Origin of the sequence: Pseudomonas sp. PSPC2-3, from assembly GCF_049898265.1 — a bacterium.
GTDB classification, from domain to species: Bacteria; Pseudomonadota; Gammaproteobacteria; order Pseudomonadales; family Pseudomonadaceae; genus Aquipseudomonas; species Aquipseudomonas veronii.
On the sequence record NZ_JAFCXJ010000005.1, the window covers coordinates 274,476 to 297,956 of the forward strand.

General features: G+C 59.9%; 19 protein-coding genes. 12 read left to right on the forward strand and 7 right to left on the reverse strand.

Annotated features, from left to right (window positions below):
* Positions 1-26: 26 nt before the first annotated feature.
* From ACP7E3_RS13795 to ACP7E3_RS13845, 11 genes are all read left to right on the forward strand, one after another.
* The gene (locus tag ACP7E3_RS13795; protein WP_426123391.1) at positions 27-2,621 is read left to right on the forward strand and encodes a DUF2169 family type VI secretion system accessory protein; all 2,595 of its coding nucleotides are present in this window, start codon (positions 27-29) and stop codon (positions 2,619-2,621) included.
* 49 nt (positions 2,622-2,670) lie between these two features.
* Positions 2,671-3,576, forward strand: coding sequence for a pentapeptide repeat-containing protein (locus ACP7E3_RS13800; protein WP_426123393.1), 906 nt, complete (start codon positions 2,671-2,673; stop codon positions 3,574-3,576).
* On the forward strand, positions 3,573-4,220 hold the full coding sequence (locus ACP7E3_RS13805) for a DUF3540 domain-containing protein (RefSeq protein ID WP_108524108.1): 648 nt from the start codon (positions 3,573-3,575) through the stop codon (positions 4,218-4,220). Before ACP7E3_RS13800 ends, ACP7E3_RS13805 begins: the two co-directional genes overlap by 4 nt.
* An 8-nt stretch (positions 4,221-4,228) precedes the next feature.
* Positions 4,229-4,633 (forward strand): DUF4150 domain-containing protein, encoded by a 405-nt coding sequence (locus ACP7E3_RS13810; RefSeq protein ID WP_026140301.1) that lies wholly within the window; start codon positions 4,229-4,231, stop codon positions 4,631-4,633.
* Positions 4,630-5,271, forward strand: a complete 642-nt coding sequence (gene tssJ / locus ACP7E3_RS13815) for a type VI secretion system lipoprotein TssJ (RefSeq protein WP_017849109.1) — start codon at positions 4,630-4,632, stop codon at positions 5,269-5,271. Before ACP7E3_RS13810 ends, tssJ begins: the two co-directional genes overlap by 4 nt.
* 63 nt (positions 5,272-5,334) lie before the next feature.
* On the forward strand, positions 5,335-6,717 hold the full coding sequence (gene tssK / locus ACP7E3_RS13820) for a type VI secretion system baseplate subunit TssK (protein WP_046383450.1): 1,383 nt from the start codon (positions 5,335-5,337) through the stop codon (positions 6,715-6,717).
* Positions 6,714-7,382, forward strand: coding sequence for a DotU family type IV/VI secretion system protein (locus ACP7E3_RS13825; RefSeq protein WP_046383451.1), 669 nt, complete (start codon positions 6,714-6,716; stop codon positions 7,380-7,382). Before tssK ends, ACP7E3_RS13825 begins: the two co-directional genes overlap by 4 nt.
* Entirely contained in the window at positions 7,382-11,323 is a 3,942-nt protein-coding gene (locus ACP7E3_RS13830; protein WP_426123397.1) for a type VI secretion protein IcmF/TssM N-terminal domain-containing protein, read from the forward strand. Before ACP7E3_RS13825 ends, ACP7E3_RS13830 begins: the two co-directional genes overlap by 1 nt.
* The gene (locus ACP7E3_RS13835; protein ID WP_411220269.1) at positions 11,320-14,502 is read left to right on the forward strand and encodes a response regulator; all 3,183 of its coding nucleotides are present in this window, start codon (positions 11,320-11,322) and stop codon (positions 14,500-14,502) included. Before ACP7E3_RS13830 ends, ACP7E3_RS13835 begins: the two co-directional genes overlap by 4 nt.
* On the forward strand, positions 14,495-15,142 hold the full coding sequence (locus ACP7E3_RS13840; RefSeq protein WP_079443819.1) for a response regulator: 648 nt from the start codon (positions 14,495-14,497) through the stop codon (positions 15,140-15,142). The genes ACP7E3_RS13835 and ACP7E3_RS13840 overlap by 8 nt, the downstream gene beginning before the upstream one ends.
* 250 nt (positions 15,143-15,392) lie before the next feature.
* Positions 15,393-16,265, forward strand: a complete 873-nt coding sequence (locus tag ACP7E3_RS13845; RefSeq protein WP_057004125.1) for an ADP-polyphosphate phosphotransferase — start codon at positions 15,393-15,395, stop codon at positions 16,263-16,265.
* A gap of 154 nt (positions 16,266-16,419) precedes the next feature.
* On the opposite strand, the gene copD is transcribed toward ACP7E3_RS13845, so the two are convergent.
* The 7 genes from copD to ACP7E3_RS13880 all read right to left on the reverse strand — a co-directional run bounded on the left by copD (position 16,420) and on the right by ACP7E3_RS13880 (position 22,330).
* Positions 16,420-17,364, reverse strand: coding sequence for a copper homeostasis membrane protein CopD (copD, locus tag ACP7E3_RS13850; RefSeq protein WP_426123399.1), 945 nt, complete (start codon positions 17,362-17,364; stop codon positions 16,420-16,422).
* Between the two features lie 3 nt (positions 17,365-17,367).
* The gene (gene copC / locus ACP7E3_RS13855) at positions 17,368-17,754 is read right to left on the reverse strand and encodes a copper homeostasis periplasmic binding protein CopC (RefSeq protein WP_079443821.1); all 387 of its coding nucleotides are present in this window, start codon (positions 17,752-17,754) and stop codon (positions 17,368-17,370) included.
* A 70-nt stretch (positions 17,755-17,824) separates the two neighbouring features.
* Entirely contained in the window at positions 17,825-18,709 is an 885-nt protein-coding gene (locus ACP7E3_RS13860; RefSeq protein ID WP_046383458.1) for a copper resistance protein B, read from the reverse strand.
* A gap of 9 nt (positions 18,710-18,718) precedes the next feature.
* The gene (locus ACP7E3_RS13865; RefSeq protein ID WP_057004129.1) at positions 18,719-20,584 is read right to left on the reverse strand and encodes a copper resistance system multicopper oxidase; all 1,866 of its coding nucleotides are present in this window, start codon (positions 20,582-20,584) and stop codon (positions 18,719-18,721) included.
* Between the two features lie 267 nt (positions 20,585-20,851).
* A complete protein-coding gene (locus tag ACP7E3_RS13870) occupies positions 20,852-21,124 on the reverse strand; it encodes a heavy-metal-associated domain-containing protein (protein ID WP_046383460.1) in 273 nt (90 codons plus the stop codon).
* A 265-nt stretch (positions 21,125-21,389) separates the two neighbouring features.
* Complete coding sequence (locus ACP7E3_RS13875; protein WP_108524111.1) at positions 21,390-21,833, reverse strand: hypothetical protein; 444 nt, start codon at positions 21,831-21,833, stop codon at positions 21,390-21,392.
* 101 nt (positions 21,834-21,934) lie between these two features.
* The gene (locus tag ACP7E3_RS13880) at positions 21,935-22,330 is read right to left on the reverse strand and encodes a hypothetical protein (RefSeq protein WP_261753567.1); all 396 of its coding nucleotides are present in this window, start codon (positions 22,328-22,330) and stop codon (positions 21,935-21,937) included.
* 374 nt (positions 22,331-22,704) lie between these two features.
* Here ACP7E3_RS13880 and ACP7E3_RS13885 point away from each other — a divergent pair, with 374 nt between their 5' ends.
* On the forward strand, positions 22,705-23,142 hold the full coding sequence (locus ACP7E3_RS13885; protein ID WP_426123403.1) for a hypothetical protein: 438 nt from the start codon (positions 22,705-22,707) through the stop codon (positions 23,140-23,142).
* The last annotated feature ends 339 nt before the right edge of the window (positions 23,143-23,481 follow it).

Sequence of the window (23,481 nt, forward strand, 5' to 3'; positions counted from 1 at the left end):
CGTAAGTTTCCTATTCGGAGAGTCCGATGCAGCTCAAATGTGAACAGGCCAGCCTTTTATTGCTCGCCAATGCCAAACCACTGGACCTTCATTGCGTGGTCGTCACCCTGGGTCTGCTGGTGGACGCTGAAGATCAGGTAATGGCCGCTGGGGAAACTTGGGCCTGGTTAACCGAGCGACTTGGCAAGCAGATGCTTGATCGGGGTTTAAAGAAAAGTCGAGGCACATTTGCCGTACAGGGTAAGGCTTATCCGTTGACCGATGTGCAACGGGGTGGCATGGCGGTGCGGGTGCGTCTGGGGGATATGGAAAAAACATTGCATGTACTCGCGCCGCGGCAATGGCGCAAAGGGCCTCTGGGTTGGACGTCCGTTGTGAGCGGTCAACTGGATAACCTGCCGTTGGACTTTGAAAGCGCTTATGGCGGTAATAAGTGGCCAGATAATCCGACAGGCAAAGGCCATTATCCGGAGGTGGACGCCGCGCAAGGAATGCCGTTGGCACAACTGGAAGTGGCGAATGCCACAGTTGTTGACCCCGATGATCGGCCAGCCCTGGCGAGTTTTTTGCCATTGCCAGTACAAAGCGCTGAGCGCCGCCAGTATATGGGCACCCTTGACGAGCATTGGACTGCTTATCGCGCCCCATTCTTACCGACGGATACTGATGCGCGCTGGTTCGATGAAGTGGCGCAGGACCAATGCAATGCCGGTTTTTGGCGTGGCGACGAAGCCTGGTCGATCTCAGGCATGCACCCTACCGAGGCCCGGGTCGCCGGGCGATTGCCGGGCCTGCGGCCACGGCTGTTTATTGAGCGTGCGGATAAGCGTGTACCCGTTACCGAAATGTCGATGGACCTGGATACGGTATGGCTGTTCCCTGATGCGCAAAGTGCTCTTCTGCTGTACCGCGTCGAAGTACCGGTACTCGATATAGATGCGCAAGATATCGTCAAATTGGCTATGGCCCTCGAGCGAGCGGGTGACCCCGTGCTGGACGCGCAAGTCTGGATTGAGCGGCTTTGGCCACGCCCTCCCGTCGAGTCGGTCAAGGTTGCGCCTGTCGAACCAACCCCGTTCGACTCCGGGCCGATAATCGCCAGTTTGCAGGCCGTTGCGGATGCGCAATATGCAGAGTTAAGCGCAACTCATGAGCAGTGCATGCAATACGCTCAGATGATGGCGACTCGCATGAACCTGCCTTTCAACCCAACCGATTACCCACCATCAGCGAAAACGGACTTTACGGTTCTGATGCGCGAACCGATGCGCCCCCTCAAGCCCTTTGACCCCGAGGCATTGGCGCTGGAAATTGATTCGGAAATCGCCAAGGCTAAGGCCCAAGGCATGGAGTATGCCCAGCAGATGATGACCCGGCTGGGCATAGATGCAGAGCAAGCGTTGGCGCGTGCTAAACAGCCAGCACCGAAGGTCGATATCATGGACATGCTTGAGCGCCTGGAGCTGCCTCCAGACCAGCAGGCGCAAGCCAAGGAAAAACTGACTGCCGCCATAGCAGAGTCTCAAGCCGTGGAAGCTGAGATAGACCGTGTTTTAAGCACCATGAACAAAGCGCTGGCGGCTGATCGAATCCAATTCGCCCCCATTCTCCCGCTTCCTGAATACTGCAGTCTGACCCGTGAGCGGCTGCTGGCATTGCACGCGGCAGGTAAGACGCTGCAAGACCTCAGTTTGGAGAGCCTTGATCTTTGCGAAATCGATCTGAGCAGCGCTGACCTGAGAAATACCACTTTTATGAGCTGCAAGCTCAATGGCACTCGACTGCAGAACGCCGATCTGAGCCACTGTCAGTTCATCGACTGCGACTTGGGTGCTTCGGATCTGAGCAAGGCGCGCTTGCAGGACGCAATGTTTCATAGGGTTCTATGCCAAGGCGCTTCGTTCTGCGGCACCAGCTTGATCGATATCCGCGCTCAGAACTGTGATTTCTCCACTGCTGATTTCACCGAAGCCAACCTGCAACAAGCCCAACTCAACGAATGCAGCCTCGACAAGGCTCAACTGAGCAACGCCAATCTAAGCAAACTACGCCTCAATAAGTGCGACCTGAGCGGCGCACGACTCACCGACAGCAACCTGCACAAAGCCAAGCTCTACGACTGCACACTGGACGCGACGGACATGCGCCGCGCCAACCTCAGCAAAGCCGATTTCGCCAAGGTGGTGGGCCGCGACCTGGACTTGCGCGAGTGCAACCTGCAGAACCTGCGCCTGGCCGCTCACTGCGTTTTGCCGGGTGTGCGCCTGGACGATGCCGACCTGACCGCTGCCAGTTTTCAAGACGCCGATCTGAATCACGCCAGCCTGCGCGGCGCACGGCTTAACGACGCGCTGCTGAGCGGTTGCGACCTGAGTGATTCCGACGGTGTCGGGCTGGTCGCGCAAGGTGTCTACCTGTCGGGATGTGACTTGAGTCGCGCTGATTGGTCTGGCGCCAACCTGCTTAACGGCCGCTTGCGTAAGGTATGCCTGGAGCAGGCCAACCTCAGTGGCAGCAACTTGCATGGCTTGGCCAGTGACGCTGTACACGGCAGCGGTGTGCGCCTGGAGCAGGCATTGATGACGCGCTGCCGACTCAAGGAGAGCCTGACTCATGCTTGAGGTATTAAGTGCTGAGCGTCTAAGGGCATTGCTGGCTGATTGGCAGCCCTTGCGCGCGTTGAATCTGGCCGGTGGCGACTATCGCGGTGTCGATTTGAGCAACGCGCGGCTGGAACAAGTGGATGCGCGTGGCGCGCAATTCAATGGCGCCATGCTGACCCAAAGCCACTGGAAAGACTGCCGCCTGGACGGCGCCGATTTTTCCGAGAGCACCGCGGACTCGTTGTACATGAACGGGTGTTCATTGCAGGGCGCATTGTTCACGAATGTGCGTTGGAACAAGACCAGCTGGGCGCAATGCCACGGCGAGGATCTGGATCTGTCGGGCGCGCAGCTACAGGCTTTTACACTCGCGGAGTGCCGCGTACCGCGTATCAGGCTGGCAGCCGCCCAGTTGAGCAAATCCCAATGGAACCGCTGCGATCTGACGGGCCTTGATGCCCAGTCGGCGCATTTTGCGAAGGCACGATTGATCGATTGCCAACTCGATCAGGCGCGCTTCGGCCTGGCGTCGTTGCAGCAGTGTGCCTTCGACGAATCGTCGTTGAGCGGGGCCGATTTTCATGCCGCGCAGGCCGAGGGCGCGTCGTTCTACCGCAGCAAGGGAACCGCGCCGATGTTTGCCGGTGTCCATCTCAAGGGCGCTCTGTTCAATGCCAGCCATTTTGACTCGGTCGATTTCAGTGATGCCGTTCTGGAGATGGCCATCCTGATCGACGCCCAGATGCCAGGCGCGCGCTTTGACCGCGCCCTGTTGCGTTATGCCGACTGCACCGCGTTGCTTGCGCCACGCGCCTCGTTCGTCGCCGCCGACGTGACCGGCATGAATGCCCATGCCGCTGATTTCACCCAGGCCGACTGGCAGCAGAGCAACCCCCAGGCCATCCAGCCCGTAGATACCGAACGCCTCGCCGCCGAGCAATGGCAGCCTGCCTCTTTAGGAAAATCGAGATGAATGAAGCCCCGCAGTATTGCGATGCCGCTGCTCAATTGCGTCATGCACAGGTCAACGCACTGGATGGCGAGCGTTTCGGCGTGGTCAGCAGCGATGGCCGCCGCTATTGGCTAAAACCCGCATTCGGTTGCCTGGTGCGTCCGGCAGTGGGGGACAAGGTGTTGGTCAGCCTGGACGCGCAAGGCGGTTACATCCTTAGCGTGCTGGAACGCGCCATCGCTCAACCGGCGCGTATGCATCTGGAGGGTGACCTGCATTTGAGCCTGCCCGCCGGCGCGTTGAGCATTCAGGCCCGCGACGGTGTGAGCCTTGATGCCGGTCTCGCATTACGGGTGTGCGCCGAGCAGGGCAGTGTGCAGATGCAGCGTGCCCATCTGACTGTCGGCACCCTGGCCATGAGTGGCGAGCATCTTCAGAACCACTGGGTCGAGCGCCACGACAGCAGCGTTTATCACCGCGAAAAGGCCGTGCGCCACGAGGCGGATTTTGCTGACAGCCGCCGTCGCGTCGAAGGCCATGAAGAACTTCATTCCGGCTCCTTGCGCCAGCGCGTGCGCGATGACTGGAGCGTGCAGGCCGACACGCTGGACCTGAATGCACAACGTAGCGTTGCCATTGATGGCGACAGCATCAAGCTGGGGTGAGATCGATTATGTATATGCTCAATAACGGCGGTGCGATGGCGCTGTCCACGGTGCCCGATATCTGCAAGACGCCCGTTCCGCCCGCCGGGCCAGTGCCATTGCCTTATCCCAACGCTGCCGATACCAGTGCCGCGGACCCGGGTGGGTTGGTGATGGACGTGCTGGTGGACGGCATGCCAGCGATGAATATGTCGAGCAAGGTGTTGATGACCAGTGGCGATGAAGCTGGGGTGGCCGGTGGCGTCACCAGCGGCAAGGTCAAGGGTGAAATGATCTTCATCGATGGCAGCACCAAAGTGATGGTCGCCGGTAAGCCCGCCGTGCGTGTCACCTGCCAGACCATGCACAACGCCAATAACACCATGGGGACGGTTTCGCAGCCGAGCCAGACCGCTGTGCTGGTGATGGCGTGAGCAGCGCGGGGCGTGCGCCCTCCATCAAGTTTTCCATGGGCGGACTGGCCCTGTGCATCCTGCTCGCCGCCTGCAGCAGCCAGGACCTCACCCCCGAGCAAAAGGCCCTCACCGCGCTCAAATGGGACTACACCGAAAACGCCATCGAGCTGAGCTTCACCGCCGATAACGACCTCAATCAGTACGACGGCCAGGCACATAACCTGTTGGTGGTGGTCACGCAGTTCGATCAGATCAGTGCGTTTTCCGCCTACACCGGCAGTTCCCAGCAACTGAGCAGCCTGCTGCTGATGAACAGTGCGCCGCCCGGGATGATCGGGCTGACGCGGCTGTTTATCGAGCCGGGCCAGACCCGCCAGTTGAGCCTGCCGCGACTGGAGGGCGCGAAGATGGTCGGTATCGCCGCCGGTTACGCGCACCTGGACCCGACGCGCAGCGTCAAGCTCTATCAGATCGGCGTCGACGTGACGTCGACAGGTTTTTTCAGCAAGACCTGGACCGCCACCCCGCGCCCCATCGCCATTGACCTGCTCGTCGGGCCCGATGCGCTGTTGCGTGGCAAGGAGAGTCGCCTGGCGTTGCCCAAGCCGGTGCAGCCCCGAGAGGGTGAGGTGCGCCTGCCCGGCGCACAGGACTGAGCTGCTTGCCGTGAGCGTTGCAGTGGCCACGCTTTTTCAATTTTTTGCCTGAAACCGAGCCCTATGAATATCGATCAGTTGTTGTATTGGCACCAGGGCTTGTTCCTCCAGCCTCAGCATTTTCAACAGAACGATGCGCGTATCGAGCATCGTCTGACCCGGACCACAGAGTTGAACCATCCGTACCCGTGGGGTTTGATCTCGCTGAAGATCAACGAGCCCGCGCTGGTTGCCAAACAGTGCCTGCTGGAGCAATTGTCGGTGCGCTTTGCCGAAGGTACGCTGGCTGAATATCCGGGCAATGCGGTGCTGGAGTCGCGCACCCTTGACCTCGGCGAATTCAGTGGCGGCCGCACGCTGTTTGTGGGGCTACGCCGCTTGCTGCCGGGGGACGCCAACGCGCAGGTGTTCGAGACACTGTCGGCGGGGTCCCGGGCGGAAGCGCGCTTTATCGTGGCGGCCGATCCGGAAGTGATCGGTGACCGTCTCGGCGACTCCCCGGAAGCGCGGGTGCGGCCCATGTCCTATGTGTTGCGGCTGTTCTGGGACGATGAGCTGGAGCATCTGAGCGCCTACGAGCTGCTGCCGATTGCACGGCTTGAGCTGGACGGTGATCGCCTCCGGCCGGCCCAACGCTACGTGCCGCCGTCGGTCAATCTGGCGGCATCGCCGATGCTCCTGCAAACCTTGCGCGAAGTCCGCGACGAACTGGTCGGCCGGGCGCGGCAGTTGTCGGTGTACAAGCAGCCGGGGGAGTCGCGGCGGGGCGATCTCGACGCGGCCCAGGTCAACCACCTGATGGCCCTGGCGGTACTGAATCGCTATGGCCCGTTGCTGACGCATTTGCTGGAAACCCCGCAGGTGTCGCCATGGCAGCTTTACGGCACCCTGCGCCAACTTGTTGGTGAGTTGAGTCTGTTTTCCGATGTCTGCGACATGCTCGGCGAAACCCCGGATGGCCGTCTGTTGGTGCCGGCCTACAAGCATGAGGACGCGGGCGCGGCGACGATTGCACTGGTGGCCCTGATCGGCCAGCAGCTCAATGAGATCAGCATCGGCTCAGAGTTGCTGGTCCACCTGCAACTGCAGGAAGGGTTTTATCAGGCCCCATTGCCGGACGCGTTTTTCGGCGCGCGGCATCGTTACTATCTGGTGGCGCGCAGTCTGGTCGATCCGGTGTGGCTGGCCGAGTGCCTGCCGTTGGATGGCAAGCTGGGAGCTCTCAGCGTCATGCAAGGCCTGGTCAACCGCGCGTTGCCCGGGGTTGAGTTGATCTATCTGCAGGTTCCGCCCCAGGGCTTGCCGCGGGTGGCCGGCGCGTTGTACTTCCGCCTGGAAACGCTGAGCGAGGGTTGGGAAACGCTGCAGCAGGAGCGTCAGGCGGCGTTCTTCCTGCCCCAGCCGCCGGCTGACCTGAGTATCGACCTGGTGGTGGTTCGCACATGATCAATCCCCGCCTGGCTGACTGCTGGATGTCGAGTTTCGAGGCTGCCAAGCGCGGCTTCGTTGATCCGGCACAGTCCTATGAGACACTTGCGCCGGCGCTCATCGTGCAGCTCGATGGCGCCGCCAATCGGGCCCGCGAGCTGCACTTTGCCGAAGCCGAAGTGCGCGAGGCGCTGTTCGCAGTGGTCGCCTGGATCGACGAAGCGGCCATGTCCGGCGAATGGCCCGGGGCGGCCGAATGGCGGCGGGCGCCGTTGCAGCGCCACTATTTTTCCACCAGTCGCGCCGGTGTCGAGTTCTTCCAACGCCTGGAGGCTTTGCCCGAGGCGGCGGTCGGTGCCCGCGAGGTCTTCGGCCTGGCCTTGCTCGGCGGTTTCCAGGGGCGTTACGCGACCCGCCCGGGTGGTGAACTGATGCAATACCGCCGGCTTTGCCTGGAGCGGATCATTCTCGATCGGCAGATGGTGCCGCTGGACGCCAACAGCCATCTCTTCGAACAACCCGAGGACCACCTGCCAACGCGCCTGCGTGTGGTGCGCCGGGGCTTGCCCGGTCTTTCGCTGCTGTTGCTGATCGGGGTGCCGTTGATTCTGTTGACCGTGCTTTACATCAGTTTCGATCTCTCGCTGGGTCGACAAGTCAGCCAATTGCTGGAGATGCGCTGATGTTGAAGAAAGCAGGGGTGTTGTTGCTCTGGGTGCTGCTGCTGGCGTGCATCGTGCTATTGCTCTGGGGCCTGGCGCTCTACAAAAGCTGGCCATTGTGGTACGTGCCGCTGATTTGCATCGTGACGCTGTTGGTGGTTTTTTGCCTGCGCGGGGTCGGGCGACGCTGGTATGCCTGGCGCTTGCGTCGCCGGATGAACAGCGAGTTGCCCCAGAGTCGTCGCGATGAAGCGCCGGCGCTTGATCAGGACTGGAACAGCGGCGTGCAAATGTTGCGCCAGTCGCGCCTGAGTCGATTGGGTTCACCGTTGTATGTGCTGCCCTGGTTCCTGACGCTGGGCGAGAGTGGCAGCGGCACCCGGCGGTTGCTGGGCAACAGCGGGCTGACCTCGGCCTTGCGTTCGACCCGCGGTGGAAAGCCGGCGGCCTCGACCGGCACTCTGGATTGGTGGTTCCTTGAGCGTGGCGTGATCATTGACCCCGCCGGCCGCATGGCGGAGGGCAACAGCGACGCCGGCCCGGAATGGCGACGGTTGCTGTACTGGCTGCTGCGTTCGCGGCGCCGCGAACCCCTCAACGGTGTACTGCTGGTGATCGACTGCCAGCGCTTGTTGAGCGACTCCGATGCGCGCCTGGCCGAGCAGGGACACAATCTGCGCCGCCGCCTGGATGATCTGGTGAAGGTCTTTGGTGCCCGTCTGCCGGTGTATTTCATCATTACCGGTGCCGAAGCCTTGCCGGGCTTCACCCAGTGGGCTTGCGCTCTCACGCCGCCACAACGCGAGCAACCGTTTGGCCTGCTCAGCCAACAGCGCACGGGGGCGGCGCAGGTGTTTCTCGACGAGATGTTCAGCGGGCTTGGCCAGCGTCTGTTCGACCTGCGCATCGAGTTGGGCGTGCGTGGCCTGCCGGATGAAGAAGCTTTCAGCCTGCCGGAGCGCATCGTTGAACTGCGCTCGCGTCTCCAGCATCTGCTGTTACCCGCGTTTGACGCCAACCCCTACAGCGAGTTGCCGCTGCTCTGCGGGCTGTTCCTGACCGCGCAAGGGCAAGAGGCAGACGGCACAAGCGAAGGCTGGTTCAGTCATGAGTTGCTGGGCAGGCTTTTGCCTGCGCAACGCCACGCCTATCAGCCCATCGATAGCTGGCATCGCTGGCGCAGGCTGTTGGCCCACGCCGCAGTCATCGGCTGGCTGGGGCTGTGTATCGGCTTTGGCGCATTGCTGGTGTATGCCGACCACCACACTCAAGCCGTGCTCACCGACGCGCTGGACGAGCCGCCAGCGGCCGAGGACTTCAACGGTGGGCTGGAGAGCGACCTGGATGCGCTGCGTCGGTTTCGCCAAGCGTTGATCAGCTTATCTGACCAGCAGCAGGGCGGATGGCATGGTTTGCTGCCGTTCTCACGCCATATCGAACAGGTCCAGGAGCACTACCGCTCTGACTACGTGAGGTTGTTCGACAGCGAAATACGCACGCCGGTATTCGATGGTTTCATTTCGCAGAACCTGCGCGGCGCGTTGAACAGCGGCGATCCACGGCTGATTGCCGCGTATGCCGAATTCCTCGTGCGCCGGATCAACCTGCTCGATGCCCGCCTGAATAACCAGTCGATGGATAACTTGCCGCTGCCGGGTTCCGAGGTGGGTTTCCTGAACCTGACCTACGGTTCCAAGGAAGCGACCAGCGCCGGGCAACTGGTCACCCTGGGGAGCAGCTATCGCTCCTATCTGGAGTGGCAAACCGATATGGCGCAGATGCAGGGCCAACGCGCCGCCTTGCTGGGCCAGCTGGAGAGCATGGGGCTTGAAGGACGCCCCCTGACGTGGCTGAAAGCCTGGGCGGAACTGCAGGGCAATCTGCAACCGATCCGGCTGACGGAATACTGGAGCGATAGCGATAACCCGGGGTTGAGTCTTTCCGGTGCCTATACGTTGCAAGGGCACAGCGCGATTTTTGCGTTCATGGATGAACTCGGCCTCGCCAGCCGTGACAGCGCGTTGTGGAAGACACAGCGGGTGAAATTCCTCGATCAGTACCAAAGCGATACCCAGGACGCCTGGTATCGGTTTATCCAGGGCAGCCTGCTCAGTGCACAGACACGCTTGAAGACGCGCAGCGACTGGCAATTGGCCCTGAGTGTGGTCGGTACGCCCAATGATCCGTTCCTGAAGCTGTTGCATCGCAGTGCCGAACGGTTTGCCTTGATCCCGCCCGAGCAGCGGGCACCTTGGGCGAGCCGCGCGGTGTCGCTCGATCGTTTGCTTGAACTGGCCAGTAACAACGATCTGCATGCCGAAGCGGGGGCGCTGGGCAGTCTGAAAATCACCAATGCCCTGGGCGGCGATATGCTCAAGGGCGTGGCCAGTGGCGGTTCGATCGAGAGTGGCGTCAACGGCTTGCGCGACGAGTTGACCCAAGCCCGTGCCTTGGCCAGGTTCCAACAGTTGATGAAAGGTGTGGTGGCCGATCTGCAGAAAAGCGACGCACAAGCGTTCCAGGTGGCCGTGGAGACGTGGGGCTTCGGCGCCGATCCTTCGGTGAAGTCCGCACCGCTCTGGGAAGCCGACAGCGTGCGCAGCGCCTTGATCCAGGCGCTGAAGGGACCGGACCCGCGTGAAGATGCGGTCTGGGCGTTGGCCACCGGCCAGTTGGATTTCTCCTCGCATTACGCCGCCGAAGTGGCGGCCTGCCGCCTGCAAGGCGACTGGAGCGGGCAGTTGCTCAGCTCGATTCAGGGCGTGCAGGACCCGGTCATGCTCAACGAGCTGCTGTACGGCGAGCGCGGTCAACTGCCGGCCTTTATGAGCGGAGCGGTGAAAACCTTCGTGCAACGCGATGTGCTGCGCTACAGCGGACGGGAGGCGCTGGGTGTGCAAATTCCGCTGACCGGTGCGTTCTACGCCTATGTCAGCCGCATGCAGCATGCGCGCAACGATCTGCTCGGTGCCGAGCGACAGAGTCAGGCCCAGCAGGCCACGGAGCAGCAAAGCCGACAGGCACTGGAAGCCGAGCAAAAAGGCCTTGTGGCGCAACGGGCGGAGCTCAAGCAGAGCATCGCCATACTGCAGGCCACCGCGGCGGTGGTGGAATTGTCCGCCGCGCCGTCGCAGGTCAACCTCGGTGCCCGTTCGCTGCCCCAGCAGACGCGCCTGACGCTGCAATGCAGTGGCCGTTCGACGGTACTGGACAACTTCAACTTCCCCACCAGCGCCAGCTTCGTCTGGGCGCCGGGGGCCTGTGCCGATGTCGCCCTGGAGATCAGCTTCGCCAACTTCAAGCTGACCCGGCACTGGACCGGAGACCGCGCGTTCGTGGACTTCCTGCGGCTGTTCAACGGTGGGCAACACACCTTCAGCGCCGACGATTTCCCCGGCCAGCGCAATTTGATGGGCAGTGAGAATCTCATCGGCATCCAACTGACTTACCGCCAGGAAGGCGAACAGGTGTTGCTGGACAAGTACGACCAGGCCGACCAAATGCAGCGCGAGGCCAATCTCATCGATGCACGCTTGAGTGCCACCGCCGAACAGTTGGCGGCGATGGATACCCAGGCCGCCGCGACGAATGTGCGGCTGGCTGCCCTCGGTTCACCGGTCGAACAGGGGGTCGCGAGTATTCAACCGCCGACCCAGATTGCCTGGTGCTGGACGCCCCGGCCCGTGGTAACGGGGCTGTCGGCAGGTGAAGGGCTGCGCTTGGATCTTGGCACCTATGGCAACGAGACGCGCTTGAAGAACCTTGAGGAACAGCTGCGTATCCTCGGCTTGACCAGCCGGCGCGAAGCCACGCAGGCGATAACGGGTGACAAGGTGACGCGGTTGCTGGTGGTGGCGCTGCGTGACGACGCGGCTGCGCAACGGGCGATCCGCGATATCGTGCGCAAAATGGGCGTGGCGGCCACACTCGACAGTGCGGCCGCCAGTAAGGTCGACCTGTGATAAAGGGGTGGCGCGCGTCACTGGCGCTGCGCATTACCTGTGTGTTGGCGCTGGTACTGGCGTTGAGTTGGTGCGTGGCCGCCGGGCTTAGCGCCTGGCGCACGTATGAACAGCTGCAAGGCAAGGCGCTGGACGATCTCAGCCAGCGCCTGGCGCTGCTCTCCAGTGTCGACAATGACGATTTTCGCGATGCGGAGGAGGGCGCCAGACGACTCATGTCACGCTGGAACGGCGGCGCGGTAAACGAGTTCGGCAGCAACATTTTCCAGCGCAGCACCCTGCATTGGGTGCTCAACCCGCCCGGGCAGGGCGCCACGGACACTGCCGCCGCCACTGAGCGGTTGGCCCGCGCCGCTTCCGCAGCCGAAGCATTCGGCACGGCCGGCCAGGCGATGACCGTCGATACGTTTTTCTATTTTCCCGACGCGGGGGCGGCTTTTTCCACGCAAGTCGATATTCCTTCGGGCTTCGCCCAGGCCCGGGCGACCCATTTGCGGGCGCTGTTCGAGGGGCTGCCGGCAGGTGGGCCCGAGGTTGTGTGGGACGGCCCCTATTACGAGCCGTTGCTGGGCCGCCAGTTGATCAGCGTTGCGATGGTCGCCCGGGATGCATCGGGCAAGCCATTGTTCATGACCGGCTATGAACTGAAGCTGGATGAGCGATTGGCCCGTATCGGGCAGTTGCTCAATGGCTATCCCAGCCTGTTGCTGGATGCACAGGGTCAGCGCATTGCCGACCTTTCCGGCAATACGCTGGAGGCGGTTTCCCACGACAGGCTCAAGCAACTGATCGCGGATTTGCCTGCGGCAGTCGGCTTCCCGCAGATCGGCCGCTTCGACGCCGACACGCCGATGATCGTCGCTCACCTGCCGCAACCGGATTGGTATCTGTTGACGCTGTATCCGCAAGCGCAACTGCGCGCCGGCGCGTTGGGCCTGATTCTGGCCGAGGTACCTTTTGCGATTGTCGGCTTTATCCTGCTGGCCCTTGGTTTGCTCTGGGTGTTGCATCGCGAATTGGCGCAGCCGCTGGCCCGGTTTGCGCGGGAAATCGAAGAGACCGCTCGCGGCGACGACCTGTCGCGTCGTTTACCAGAGGCACGCACCGATGAGCTGGGACGCTTCGCCAGGGCGTACAACCGCTTGCTCGATGCATTGCAGGCCGAGCAGGCCGGGCTGGAGCACCTGGTGGAGGTCCGCACCCAGGAACTACAGGGCGCCCGGGATATGGCCAACCAGGCCAACCAACTCAAGGGGCAGTTCCTGGCCAATATGAGTCACGAGATCCGGACCCCGATGAACGCGGTCATCGGCATGAATCACTTGCTGGCGGATACGTTGCTCACGGCGCAACAACAACATTTTGTCACGGCCATCCGTGAGCACTCCGAAGCCTTGCTGGCGCTGATCAGCGACATCCTGGACTTTTCCAAAATCGAATCGGGCAACTTGAATATCGAGCAGGTCGAGTTCGATCTGACCGAAGTGCTGGAAGATGTCACCGAACTGTTGGCGCCGCGCGCAGCGGAAAAGGGCCTGCGCATGATCTGCCATATCGCCACCGATGTACCGGGGCAGGTGATCGGCGATCCGTGGCGACTGCGGCAGATTCTGCTCAATCTGCTGAGTAACGCGGTCAAGTTCACGGCCAGCGGCTCGATTCGCCTGCTGGTCTGGCGGGGGGATGGCGACCTGCTCGGATTTCAGGTGATCGATACCGGCATCGGTATCGCGCCATCCGCACAGCGCTCGGTGTTTGAGGCGTTTTTGCAGGCCGATGCCTCCACCACCCGAAACTACGGCGGTACCGGGTTGGGCTTGTCCATCAGCCAGCGTCTGGCCGGCTTGATGGGCGGCGGTATCGCGTTGCACAGCCAACCGGAAGTGGGTTCGACCTTTGCACTGACCTTGCCCTTGCCGCAATGCCCGGCGCGCGCGGCCGACGCCCCGAGGTTGTGGGGGCTGCGGACCCTGGTGGTGGATGAGCACGCCGATGAGCGCGGGGCATTGATGGAGATGCTCGGCCAGTGGCAGATGCTGTGCCAGGAAGCGGCGTCTGCCGAAGAAGCACTGAGCCTGATGCACGAGCAGGCGCAATTGGGTGTCCGGTTCGACTTGGTATTGGTCAATTGGCGCCTGCCCAGGGTCGACGGTGTCGAGTTCGCCGACCTGTGCCGTGCAGCCCCGGCGTTGGCAACCGCGCGTATTGTGTTGATGGCCTCGCAGGTCGAATCACTGCCGTCCGCCGACGAACTGCGTGCCCATGGCCTGGCTGCGTGCGTTGTCAGGCCGCTGCGTCGCCAGCATTTCTATCGCACCTTGTGCGAGGTGCAGAGCGGCGCAACGCCGACGCTCTGCGAAACAGCATCGCCGCTGCGCAGCCTGGAGCGGCATGACGTCAGCCTGGATGTCCTGGTGGTCGATGACATCGCCACCAATCGCGAGATTACGCAGTTGTTCCTGGAGCGTTTCGGCCATCGCGTCGCTCATGCCCGCGACGGTGTCGAGGCCCTGGAAATACTCGGCCGGAAGATCTTCGATGCGGTCTTGATGGACGGGCAAATGCCGCGAATGGATGGCATGGAGGCGGTTCGTCAATTGCGTTCGGGGCAGCGCCCAGTGCTGGATGAGGATGTTTACGTCATCGCCTTGACCGCCAATGCCATGAGCGGTGACCGGGAACGTTTCATCGAAGCCGGCGCCAATGACTATCTCGCCAAGCCCGTGTTACCGACGCAGCTGTTCGATGCGATCACGCAGGTGATTGCGCGCCAGCAGGCACGCGGGATGGAGTTGCGCAGCGTAGAGCCCACCGCACCGAGACTGGCACGGACCGTGCCGCCGCTGACGCCTCTCCAGGAACAAGATCCACTCCGCGCACCTCGTCTGCAGCGTTTGTTCATGGCGGACTGCCAGGCCTTGCTGGTTCGGCTCAAGGAGGCGGTCGCGCAGGTCGATCATGCCGAAGCTGCGCGTATCGCCCATAGCCTCAAGGGGAGTGCCGGGCAGTTCGCTGAAGCAGCGTTGGAGGCGTCGGCTGCGCTGATGGAGCGGGCCGCCGCTGACGCGGATACCGCCACGATGGTCGCTGCGCTGTTGCAACTGGAAATGCATGGTCTGACCCTGGCTGCGCGTCAGCCCGGCCTCTCTGAAAAAACTGGAAACCCTGACGATGCCTGAGTGCCGTTTACTGCTGGTGGATGACCACGCGATGATTCGCGAAGGGTTATGTGCGCTGCTGGCCGATGTGCCTGAACTGAACGTGGCTGGCGAGGCTGAAGACGGTCAGCAAGCCGTCGCCATGTGCCGCGCCTTGCAACCCGATCTGGTGTTGATGGACCTGAATATGCCGTTGCTCGATGGCGTCTCGGCCCTGACCCTGATCGCCAGGCGCTGGCCGGCCATCCTGATCATCGCCCTGACTTCCACGGTCTCCGAGCATAACGCCGCGCTGGCGCTGGAGGCCGGCGCGGTCGGCTATGTGCTCAAGCGAAGCCGCCGGGAGGATTTGCTCCAGGCGATCGCCCAGGTGCGCGCGGGGAGAATCTATATCGATGCCGGTCTCGATGCGGCTCAAGTCATGGCACTACGCGGCGCTGGGCACACGGCCAGCGGTGTCGGCCTGACCGGGCGAGAACGCCAAGTCTTGAAGCTGGTCGCCGAAGGCGCGCGTAATCGCGACGTTGCCGAGATCTTGTGTATCGGCCTCAAAACCGTAGAGACCCATCGGCTCAATCTGATGAAAAAACTGGACGCACACAACGCTGCCGATATGACCCAGTGGGCTTATCGGCTAGGTCTGCTTGGAGAGGATCAATAACCGGCGTTGTGCTCTTGCTCAGTGGTCGCGGGCCGATGGGGTAGGGTGGGGCAGGCCTGCGAAGGGGCAGGGCGTTGATCACCAGGCCCAGCGTATTGCGCGGAAGACGGGTGATCGCATTATTCGGTTATGCGCTAGTCTCCTGTCTAATCCTGAACGACACTTTGAAGGTTGCGTTGATCAGATGGCGAGTTGCCAATGCAGCTTCAAGACAACCAGTCACTGCGCCAGCGGCACCGAAAGGCGGAATATGAAAATAAACTCGGCGGATTTTAGAGTACGGGAAGGCGACGAGGTCAATCTCCATAAGTGGCCGACCAAGGTGGAACCTTTCTACAAGTCAAAACAGCAATATCGTCAGCTTCTGACAACGCATGTTGCGCAACTGAGCGCGCAGCAGCAGCTGCTTTACGCGTCCAATCGCCATGCCATTCTGCTGATTTTCCAGGCGATGGATGCCGCAGGAAAAGACGGTGCCATCAAGCATGTGATGTCAGGTGTGAATCCGCAAGGTTGCCAGGTATTCAGCTTCAAGCATCCCAGCGCGGCTGAGTTGGAGCACGACTTTCTATGGCGAACCACACGCAACCTACCGGGACGCGGACAGATTGGCATATTCAATCGGTCGTACTACGAGGAGGTACTGATAGCCCGTGTCCATCCGGAAATTCTCCGAAGCGAGGGCCTCCCGGATGCTCTTGAAAACAATAGTACTGTCTGGCGGGAGCGATATCGTTCAATCTCCAATTTGGAGCGCCACCTGTCAGGTAACGGAACACGCATCATCAAATTTTTTCTCCATCTGTCGAAAGAAGAGCAACGAAAACGCTTCCTGGACCGCATCGACAAGCCGGAAAAAAACTGGAAATTCAGTGCTGCGGATATCGAGGAACGCAAGTATTGGAAAGACTATATGCAGGCCTACGAAAAATGCCTTAGTGCAACGAGCACGACTGAGACGCCTTGGTATGTTGTGCCTGCCGATGACAAGAAAAATGCCCGACTGATCGTATCTCAGATATTTTCAGATGTGCTGGATGGGCTGAAAATGTCATATCCAAAGACCAGTGAGGAGCGTCACCAAGAACTGCTGGATATCCGCAAGCAGCTTCTGGAAGAATGAATGAACGGTGCCGCTTTATCAGTATGCGTGAGAGGCTGATAGATGCCAGTTCAAAAAAACATGCTTTGGGACCTGGTTGAAAATCTGGCGGAACTTGGCAGGCTCAGAATTGAGCAGTTTGGTTTGTCCCGGAGCTGGTCGCTCATCATTCACTTCATGGGGACTCAGCGGACATCTCCATCTCTGGGCTGAGTGTGCCGAGCCAGGCAACCAGGCCCATAATGATCACCGCGACCGAGAACTCTAGAATCATGCTGCGCCGTAAAGCGTTGATCGCGACGGTGTGAGTATCTGCCTGAATGGATCGCTCAAGCAGCGGGCTCAGGTGAAAGCGGTTTACCACCGCAAATACCAGCATCCCCGCGAACAAGAAGACCTTCAAAGACAGCAGGGCCCCATACGTGCTGGAGGTCAATGTCTCGAATGCTGGCCCGACAACCATCAGATAGTTGACGATCCCGGTGATAGTCAGGGTTGCGACGATAAGCGTCCCCGCTGATTCGAAACCAGTCAGCGTTCGAGCCAGCAACCGTATCTGCAGATCGCCTGTGAGGTTGGTTGAGCGCAATAACAGCGCAAATGCAGCGAGAGCGCCCAACCAACTGCCTGCACCCAGAAGATGGACAATATCGCTGGTGAAGTGCAGGTAGCGTCGACTGCCTTCATCCATGGCGCCATGTCCCGTCCAGGCGAGCGTCGCGAGGGCGATGGCCCCACACAATGTGGCCAGCCAGAGGCTCAATGCCGGGCTTCGTCGATTGAGAGTCGCGGCGATGACCGCCAAGGTCAATGAGGCTATTCGAACCATCCAGGTCAACCCGACGTCAGTGTCCATCAACATCATCTGCAGGATGTGGTGATGCAGCTCCATGACGCTGGACACGCCGCTCATCGTCTTGGCCATCTGTAGCATGGCCACCATCGATAGCAGTATGCCGATAAGGGCCGTTCCCACCAGCAACGACCCAAAATTCAACACGGCACCGTCTGCACGTTCCTTTCCTCTGAGACTGTACAGGCCAAACAGTGCCAGCCCGAAGAGCAGCATCAAGTCGATATAGAGCGCGAAGCGAAGGCTAATGTAGATGGAGTCGTCCATGGATCACTTGACTTTAAAGGTCACGGTACCTGTGATCGGGTGGGTATCGGAAGAAACCGCCCTCCACTCGACCTTGTATGTGCCAGGTGTGAGCGGCGCTGCCGGAGTGATGACCATCATTTTCGGATCGTCGCTACCCGCGACACTCGCTTTGACACCCATGGGGGAGTGGGCGGACATGCCCGGCATTTCGGTCATGATCAGTTTCGCGCCGGAAAACTGGGTGGTGAGCTTTTCCGAGAAACTCAGTTCGATTTTTGCCGGTGCAGCCACGGTGGCGCCATCGACCGGGGTGGAGGACAGTAATTTTGGATGCGCCTGGGCGGCAGTGCTCAACAACAAACCGATGCTGAGTGCAGCGACAACACCGAGGGTTTTAAACGATGACATGCAAGGCTCCTGACGGCCTGGGCCGTGGGTGGGGTGTTACTGTTAGAATGGATGTATCTTTCGGTCAGGTTTAGAACCACATTCGCACACCGACGACAAAGCGCGTATCGCTCTGGTCTTCGCCTTCTTCGAGGCGGTAATCTGCCGTTTTGCCGTAGGCGCGGTTCCAGGTCACGCCGATGTAAGGTGCGAACTCGCGGCGTATTTCATAGCGCAGTCTCAGGCCGACCTCGGTGTCCGACAGCCCTGAGCCTGTGGCCCGTTGCGGGTCGTTTTTGCCATAGAGGTTGATTTCAGCAGTGGGTTGCAGAATCAAGCGGTTGGTCAGCAAAATGTCGTAGTCACCCTTGAGCCGCAGCGCGGTCTGGCCGGCCTCGCCCAGGTAAGCGGTGGCTTGAGTTTCAAAGTCGTAGAGCGCCATGCCTTGCAGCCCCAGCGCCGCCCAGGTCTGCGGTGCGCCAGGTTTGAAGTCTTGTCGCACTCCGCTGACCACGTCCCACCAGGGACTGACGGCGTGTCCCCAGAGTGCCTGAAGCTCAGCGCTTTCGGTCACGCCATTGGTTCGCTCGCCTTCGGTACGCAGCCAGAGACGATCCGTGTCGCCGCCAATCCAGCCGTTGGCTTCCCAACGTAATGCGCTGCCCTTGTCAGCGTCTTGCCATTCGAGTTGATCGATCAGGAAAAATGAGTTGATGGCGCTGTCGTGCATCTGGTGGCCGGCATGGCTTTCAAACACCGCCGCGCGATCGGCATCGGTGAGCGCCGGAATGGGTGTACGGCTTTGCTGGAGCGCTGCGGGTTTCATACCCTGCATCTGGGAGTGATCCATCTCCTGCATCTGGTTGCCGTCCATACCTTGCATTGGCTCGGTCTGCCCATAAGCAAGCGTCATGACACCCATCCCGAGGATGGCCAGGCCGGCGAGTAGCGGTTTAGCGGTTCTATCGAAGTTCATGTCTGGCTCCTACTCTTGTACACGGACTTCGCGGAACATGCCCATTTCCATGTGGTACATCAGGTGGCAGTGGTACGCCCATCGCCCCAGGGCGTCGGCGGTCACGCGGTAGCTGCGTTTGGTGCCGGGCGGCATGTCGATGGTGTGTTTGCGAACCATGAAATCACCGTTTTCATCCTCCAGGTCACTCCACATGCCATGCAGATGAATGGGATGCATCATCATGGTGTCGTTGACTAGAACCACTCGGATGCGCTCTCCATATTTGAGATGAAGTGGTTCGGCGTCCGCGAATTTGACGCCGTCAAAAGACCACGAGAACTTTTCCATGTGTCCGGTCAGGTGCAGCGTGATGGTGCGGCTGGGTTCCCGGCCATCGGGATCCTGGAAGGTGCTCTTCAGGTCTGAGTAGGTCAGTACCCGGCGACCGTTGTTTCTCAGTCCCATGCCAGGATCGTTGAGTTTCGGTGTGGGACTCATCGTCTGCATGTCGACCAGCGGGTTATTCGCTTCCGAGGCCGGGTGGGGCTCCATCGAGTCCATGCTGCTCATGCCCGGCATCGAGTGCCCCGACGTGTCTGCCGAGCCTGGCGTCTGACTGTGATCCATGCTCTGCATCGATCCACCGTCCATGCCCGTCATACCCTGCATGCCGTTGTCCTCGCCGGCCGCCATTTGGCTGTGATCCATACTCTCCATGCCTTGCATCGAGTCCTGGGTCATACCCGTCATATCGCCATGATCCATGCCGGCCATATCCCCCATGCCCATGTCGCTCATCGTGATCAACGGACGTGGATCCAGGGGCGGCACAGGGGCCGAGAGCCCTTCATGTACAGCCAATGTGCCTCTCGCGAAACCGGTGCGATCCATCGACTGGGCGAACAAGGTGTATGCATTTTCAGTGGGTTCGACGATCACATCAAAGGTTTCGGCCACGGCGATGCGGAACTCATCGACGCTCACCGGTTTCACGTACTGCCCGTCTGCGGCGACGACAGTCATTTTCAGCCCAGGAATACGCACGTCAAAGTAGCTCATCGCCGAGCCGTTGATGAACCTCAGGCGCAGCCGTTCGCCGGGCTTGAAAATGCCTGTCCAGTTGCTGTCGGGAGCCTGTCCGTTGAGCAAGTAGGTGTAGGTGGCGCCGCTAACGTCGGCAAGATCGGTGGGGTTCATGTTCATTTCAGCCCACATTTTCCGATCCGCGACGGTGGCAGACCAACCGTTCTTGCTGACGTCATCAATGAAGTCGCCGACGGTGCGCTTGTGCAGGTTGTAGTAACTGGATTGTTTCTTGAGTTTCTTCATGACCCGCGCTGGGTCTTCATCCGTCCAGTCGGACAGCATCACCACATAGTCGCGGTCATAGCTGAAGGGTTCGGGATCCTTTGCATCGATGACCAAAGGGCCGTAGACGCCGACCTGCTCCTGGAACCCGGAATGACTGTGATACCAGTAGGTGCCGTTTTGTTTGACCTTGAACGAATAAACGTACAGGCCGCCCGGTTCGATGCCGTGAAAACTCAGACCCGGTACACCGTCCATGTTCACCGGCAGAATGATGCCGTGCCAATGGATCGAGGTGTTTTCCTTGAGCCGATTCCTGACCCGCAACGTCACCGTATCGCCCTCGCGCCAGCGCAGTATCGGGCCGGGGAGGCTGCCGTTGATGGTCATGGCGGAGCGGGGCGTGCCCGTGAAGTTCACCCCCATTTCACCGATAGTCAGATCGAAATGAGTGCCCGCGAGCACATTCGGCTGCCCCTGACTGGTAATTGCCCACACCGGGCTGCGCCACAGCCCAAAGCCTGCGAGTACCCCGCCTGCCGCCAAGGCTTTCACGAAAGTGCGTCTTGATGTTCTGGAATGCATCGAGGGGTATCCAGTCAGTCGGAGTCCAGGCAGATACGAAAGCGCTGCCACAGTAGGGCCATGGCTCGCTTCAGAGAGTCGGTGCCAGCCGCCATTTTGCGAGCAAGATGTCACATCATCAGCCCGCGCGTGATTACATTTCCGTCAGGTTGGCGGCGGCAATTTGGCTGCGCTGCGATAGGGCAGCATCGATAGAGTTGTCTTGTTGTGATAGGCCGTGTCAGGTTAGCCCTGACGTAGTCGTCAATTGCCGTTTAACAATATCGCTTACCGACAGCAGCAACCGCCGCCGTTCCCGCCACAACCCGAGGCTTTCTTACTCGGTACGCTTTCCATTGTCGCCAACTGTGCTGGATAGCCAGCCTCCTGCAGGGCTGTAAGCAGCGCATGGCTGTCCGAATCGCCGCTGACCTTCACCCGTCCAGCTTGTAGATCCACTGCTATGTCACTGACGCCTTCAAGTGGGCGCAGCGCTTCGGTGACGTGTTTGACACATGAGCCACAGCTCATGCCCTGGACTTGCAGTTCAACGGTTTTCATCGGTGACTCCTCATAACAAAATGCATCATGCGAAGGCTGAGGCATTCGGCTTTTCTGCGACGTTGGCTTATCTTCAACCTTGCTGCCATGGCAAGGTCAAGCGGTCGTTATCACTCAATCAATGGAAGCCTGGCGCAGGCCATCGTGATTTTGTACTCCTAAGGGAGTGCTATCGAGTAGTACGGCGGTGTCGCTCTAGCCATGCAGGCCATGGCGACACCGCCGTTGCATTGCCAGCGCCGCAATCCTCGGTGGATAGCGGTCGTCACTTCTTCATTGGCATATCCATCATCGACGACTGCTGATCCATCATTTTCATCATCATCTCCATCATTCCTTTACCCATACCCATACCCATACCGTCCTTGGAGCCAGACATTCCCATGCCTGAGCCCATCTCCACGCCCGTACAACCAGCAGCACCTTGCTGCTTACTCATCATGGCCAAGCTGTCCTTCATCGTTTTCATGCCCTCTTGCATGGCTGCTTGCCGTTCGGCTGGTGTCTTCGCGGCGGCGGCTTTGTCATGAGCGGCCTGCATTTTCTGCATTTGCTCGCTCATCGCTTTATTCATCGCCGACTCGGACGGTGCGCTGGCAGCCGTTGCGCTGGCAGGTGCGTCGACAGGGTGATGCTCATCTTCGGCAGAAGCCATGAAGACGCTGCTGGCCAAAATGGCGGCAAGAACCAGTTTCAATTGTGTTTGCATGGAGAACTCCGGGTATTTAGAGATAAGCAGGGACTACTAAACCGCGCCGAATCGGCGCAATGACGCAGAGCGGCCACGGTGTGACCGCCCTGAAAGGCGAATTAATCGTTGAAGCGGACGAATATAAGGCGGGCTGGCGGCCCCGATGGAGCGGGGCGCTTCAGTGCGAGTGCAGCGAAGGTTATTGTTTGAGCGAGGTTAAGCAGCAGCATCGCAGGTAACAGCAAGGCAAGCGCTAAAGTGGCGAGATCCACTGTCGGGATCTGCGATGTGGGACTGATCGCCTTTGCTGCATCGGCACAATGCTTAAGGCAGCCGCTGGCATGCAGCGCATGTTCATCCACCTGTTGCAGCGTGGAAGGAGTCTCGTGCGTTGCACTCAGGCTGTGCTGCGGCTGCACCAGGCAGCCGTGAAATACCGTCACGATCACAGCCAACACCCACACCCCTAGGGTGAGTCGCAAAAGATCGCGGTAGTGATGACGGAACCAATACATGACGTGCTCCACGGGCCTGTTAGACCCTATTTGTTTCAGTGTAGACACCCAGGCAGTCGCAGAGTTGACCTCAATCAGGTAAGTGGGTTTTTGGGTGCGCTTGGGCAGCAAGGCTGTTGCTCGGCAAGCAGGTGTTGCTGTGGTCATGATTCCGAGAGTGCAATCTCCCCGAGTCGGTTTATTTCGGCAAAACTAAACTCAGCTTTCTTGGAGGCTGGCCATCCTCGCCGGCGGTTCATCGGCAGGCTGTTTAAATGGGCGCTTGGGTTTGACGGTGATGCCGGCGGCGATCAGAGCGCTGCGTAAGGACTGAGGCGCAGCGAAAGCGAGTCGCGCAACTCGAAACTGCCAATGCATAACAATCGGTAAGTGCCATGAGAAAAAAACCAGAGCATCACCTTCAACTTCGAGTACGCGAGCTTGGGCAGTTGTTTAACTCGATGGATCCGACACCTTTTCTTAACAAGGATCTCGATCGCGAAGCTGAAGCGTTCATTGAGACTTGGGCGGCGGAATTTTCGTCGGACAGCCGGCTTCGTATCACAATCCACCTTGAGCACCTACCAGCAGAGGGCGATCCAAGTGCGATCATGATCGAGGCAATCCACAATTACTTTGATCGTAAGGCAGGCCTCACGCGCAGTGAGTTAAAACACCTCCTTCGAGATGGCCGCATCAGCCTGGTGATCGGCATCGCCTTTGTTACCCTTTGCCTGATTGCAGTCGATGTCATTGGCCAACTGGGCACTGGCGCTGTAGTCGGCACAGCGCGCGAAAGCCTGATGATCGTTGGCTGGGTGGCAATGTGGTGACCGCTGCAGATTTTTCTATATGACTGGTGGCCGCTTTTAAGATTGATGCGTGTCTACAAAGCCATCAGCCATGCACATGTTCGAGTGGTGCAAGGTAAATAATTTCTGCCGTAAGCCGAAAGAGGCCGGTATCGGCGATGTATCTGCTAGTCCACATTTGCCGCTATCAATACTTGAGCATCTTTTCTAGCCCCTGGATGCAAATAGGCCGCCAATGACTGTAGGGAGGAAAGATTAGGAATGGGATGAATGGCCGCGTCATTGGTGAACCCGCGCTAGAATCTTTGCGTGGTGCATTTACGTTTAGCAGACGTACTGGGTGCTAGCCAGTCACCAAAG

Bases quoted from the DNA above. Each gene is read 5' to 3' on its own strand.
- ACP7E3_RS13840 (WP_079443819.1), top strand. From the start codon at position 14,495: ATGCCTGAGTGCCGTTTACTGCTGGTGGATGACCACGCGATGATTCGC.
- ACP7E3_RS13860 (WP_046383458.1), bottom strand. From the start codon at position 18,709: ATGAACTTCGATAGAACCGCTAAACCGCTACTCGCCGGCCTGGCCATC.
- ACP7E3_RS13875 (WP_108524111.1), bottom strand. From the start codon at position 21,833: ATGCAAACACAATTGAAACTGGTTCTTGCCGCCATTTTGGCCAGCAGC.
- ACP7E3_RS13885 (WP_426123403.1), top strand. From the start codon at position 22,705: ATGAGAAAAAAACCAGAGCATCACCTTCAACTTCGAGTACGCGAGCTT.
- ACP7E3_RS13810 (WP_026140301.1), top strand. From the start codon at position 4,229: ATGTATATGCTCAATAACGGCGGTGCGATGGCGCTGTCCACGGTGCCC.
- ACP7E3_RS13880 (WP_261753567.1), bottom strand. From the start codon at position 22,330: ATGTATTGGTTCCGTCATCACTACCGCGATCTTTTGCGACTCACCCTA.
- copD (WP_426123399.1), bottom strand. From the start codon at position 17,364: ATGGACGACTCCATCTACATTAGCCTTCGCTTCGCGCTCTATATCGAC.
- ACP7E3_RS13870 (WP_046383460.1), bottom strand. From the start codon at position 21,124: ATGAAAACCGTTGAACTGCAAGTCCAGGGCATGAGCTGTGGCTCATGT.
- ACP7E3_RS13795 (WP_426123391.1), top strand. From the start codon at position 27: ATGCAGCTCAAATGTGAACAGGCCAGCCTTTTATTGCTCGCCAATGCC.
- ACP7E3_RS13805 (WP_108524108.1), top strand. From the start codon at position 3,573: ATGAATGAAGCCCCGCAGTATTGCGATGCCGCTGCTCAATTGCGTCAT.
- ACP7E3_RS13845 (WP_057004125.1), top strand. From the start codon at position 15,393: ATGAAAATAAACTCGGCGGATTTTAGAGTACGGGAAGGCGACGAGGTC.
- ACP7E3_RS13825 (WP_046383451.1), top strand. From the start codon at position 6,714: ATGATCAATCCCCGCCTGGCTGACTGCTGGATGTCGAGTTTCGAGGCT.
- copC (WP_079443821.1), bottom strand. From the start codon at position 17,754: ATGTCATCGTTTAAAACCCTCGGTGTTGTCGCTGCACTCAGCATCGGT.
- tssK (WP_046383450.1), top strand. From the start codon at position 5,335: ATGAATATCGATCAGTTGTTGTATTGGCACCAGGGCTTGTTCCTCCAG.
- ACP7E3_RS13865 (WP_057004129.1), bottom strand. From the start codon at position 20,584: ATGCATTCCAGAACATCAAGACGCACTTTCGTGAAAGCCTTGGCGGCA.
- ACP7E3_RS13830 (WP_426123397.1), top strand. From the start codon at position 7,382: ATGTTGAAGAAAGCAGGGGTGTTGTTGCTCTGGGTGCTGCTGCTGGCG.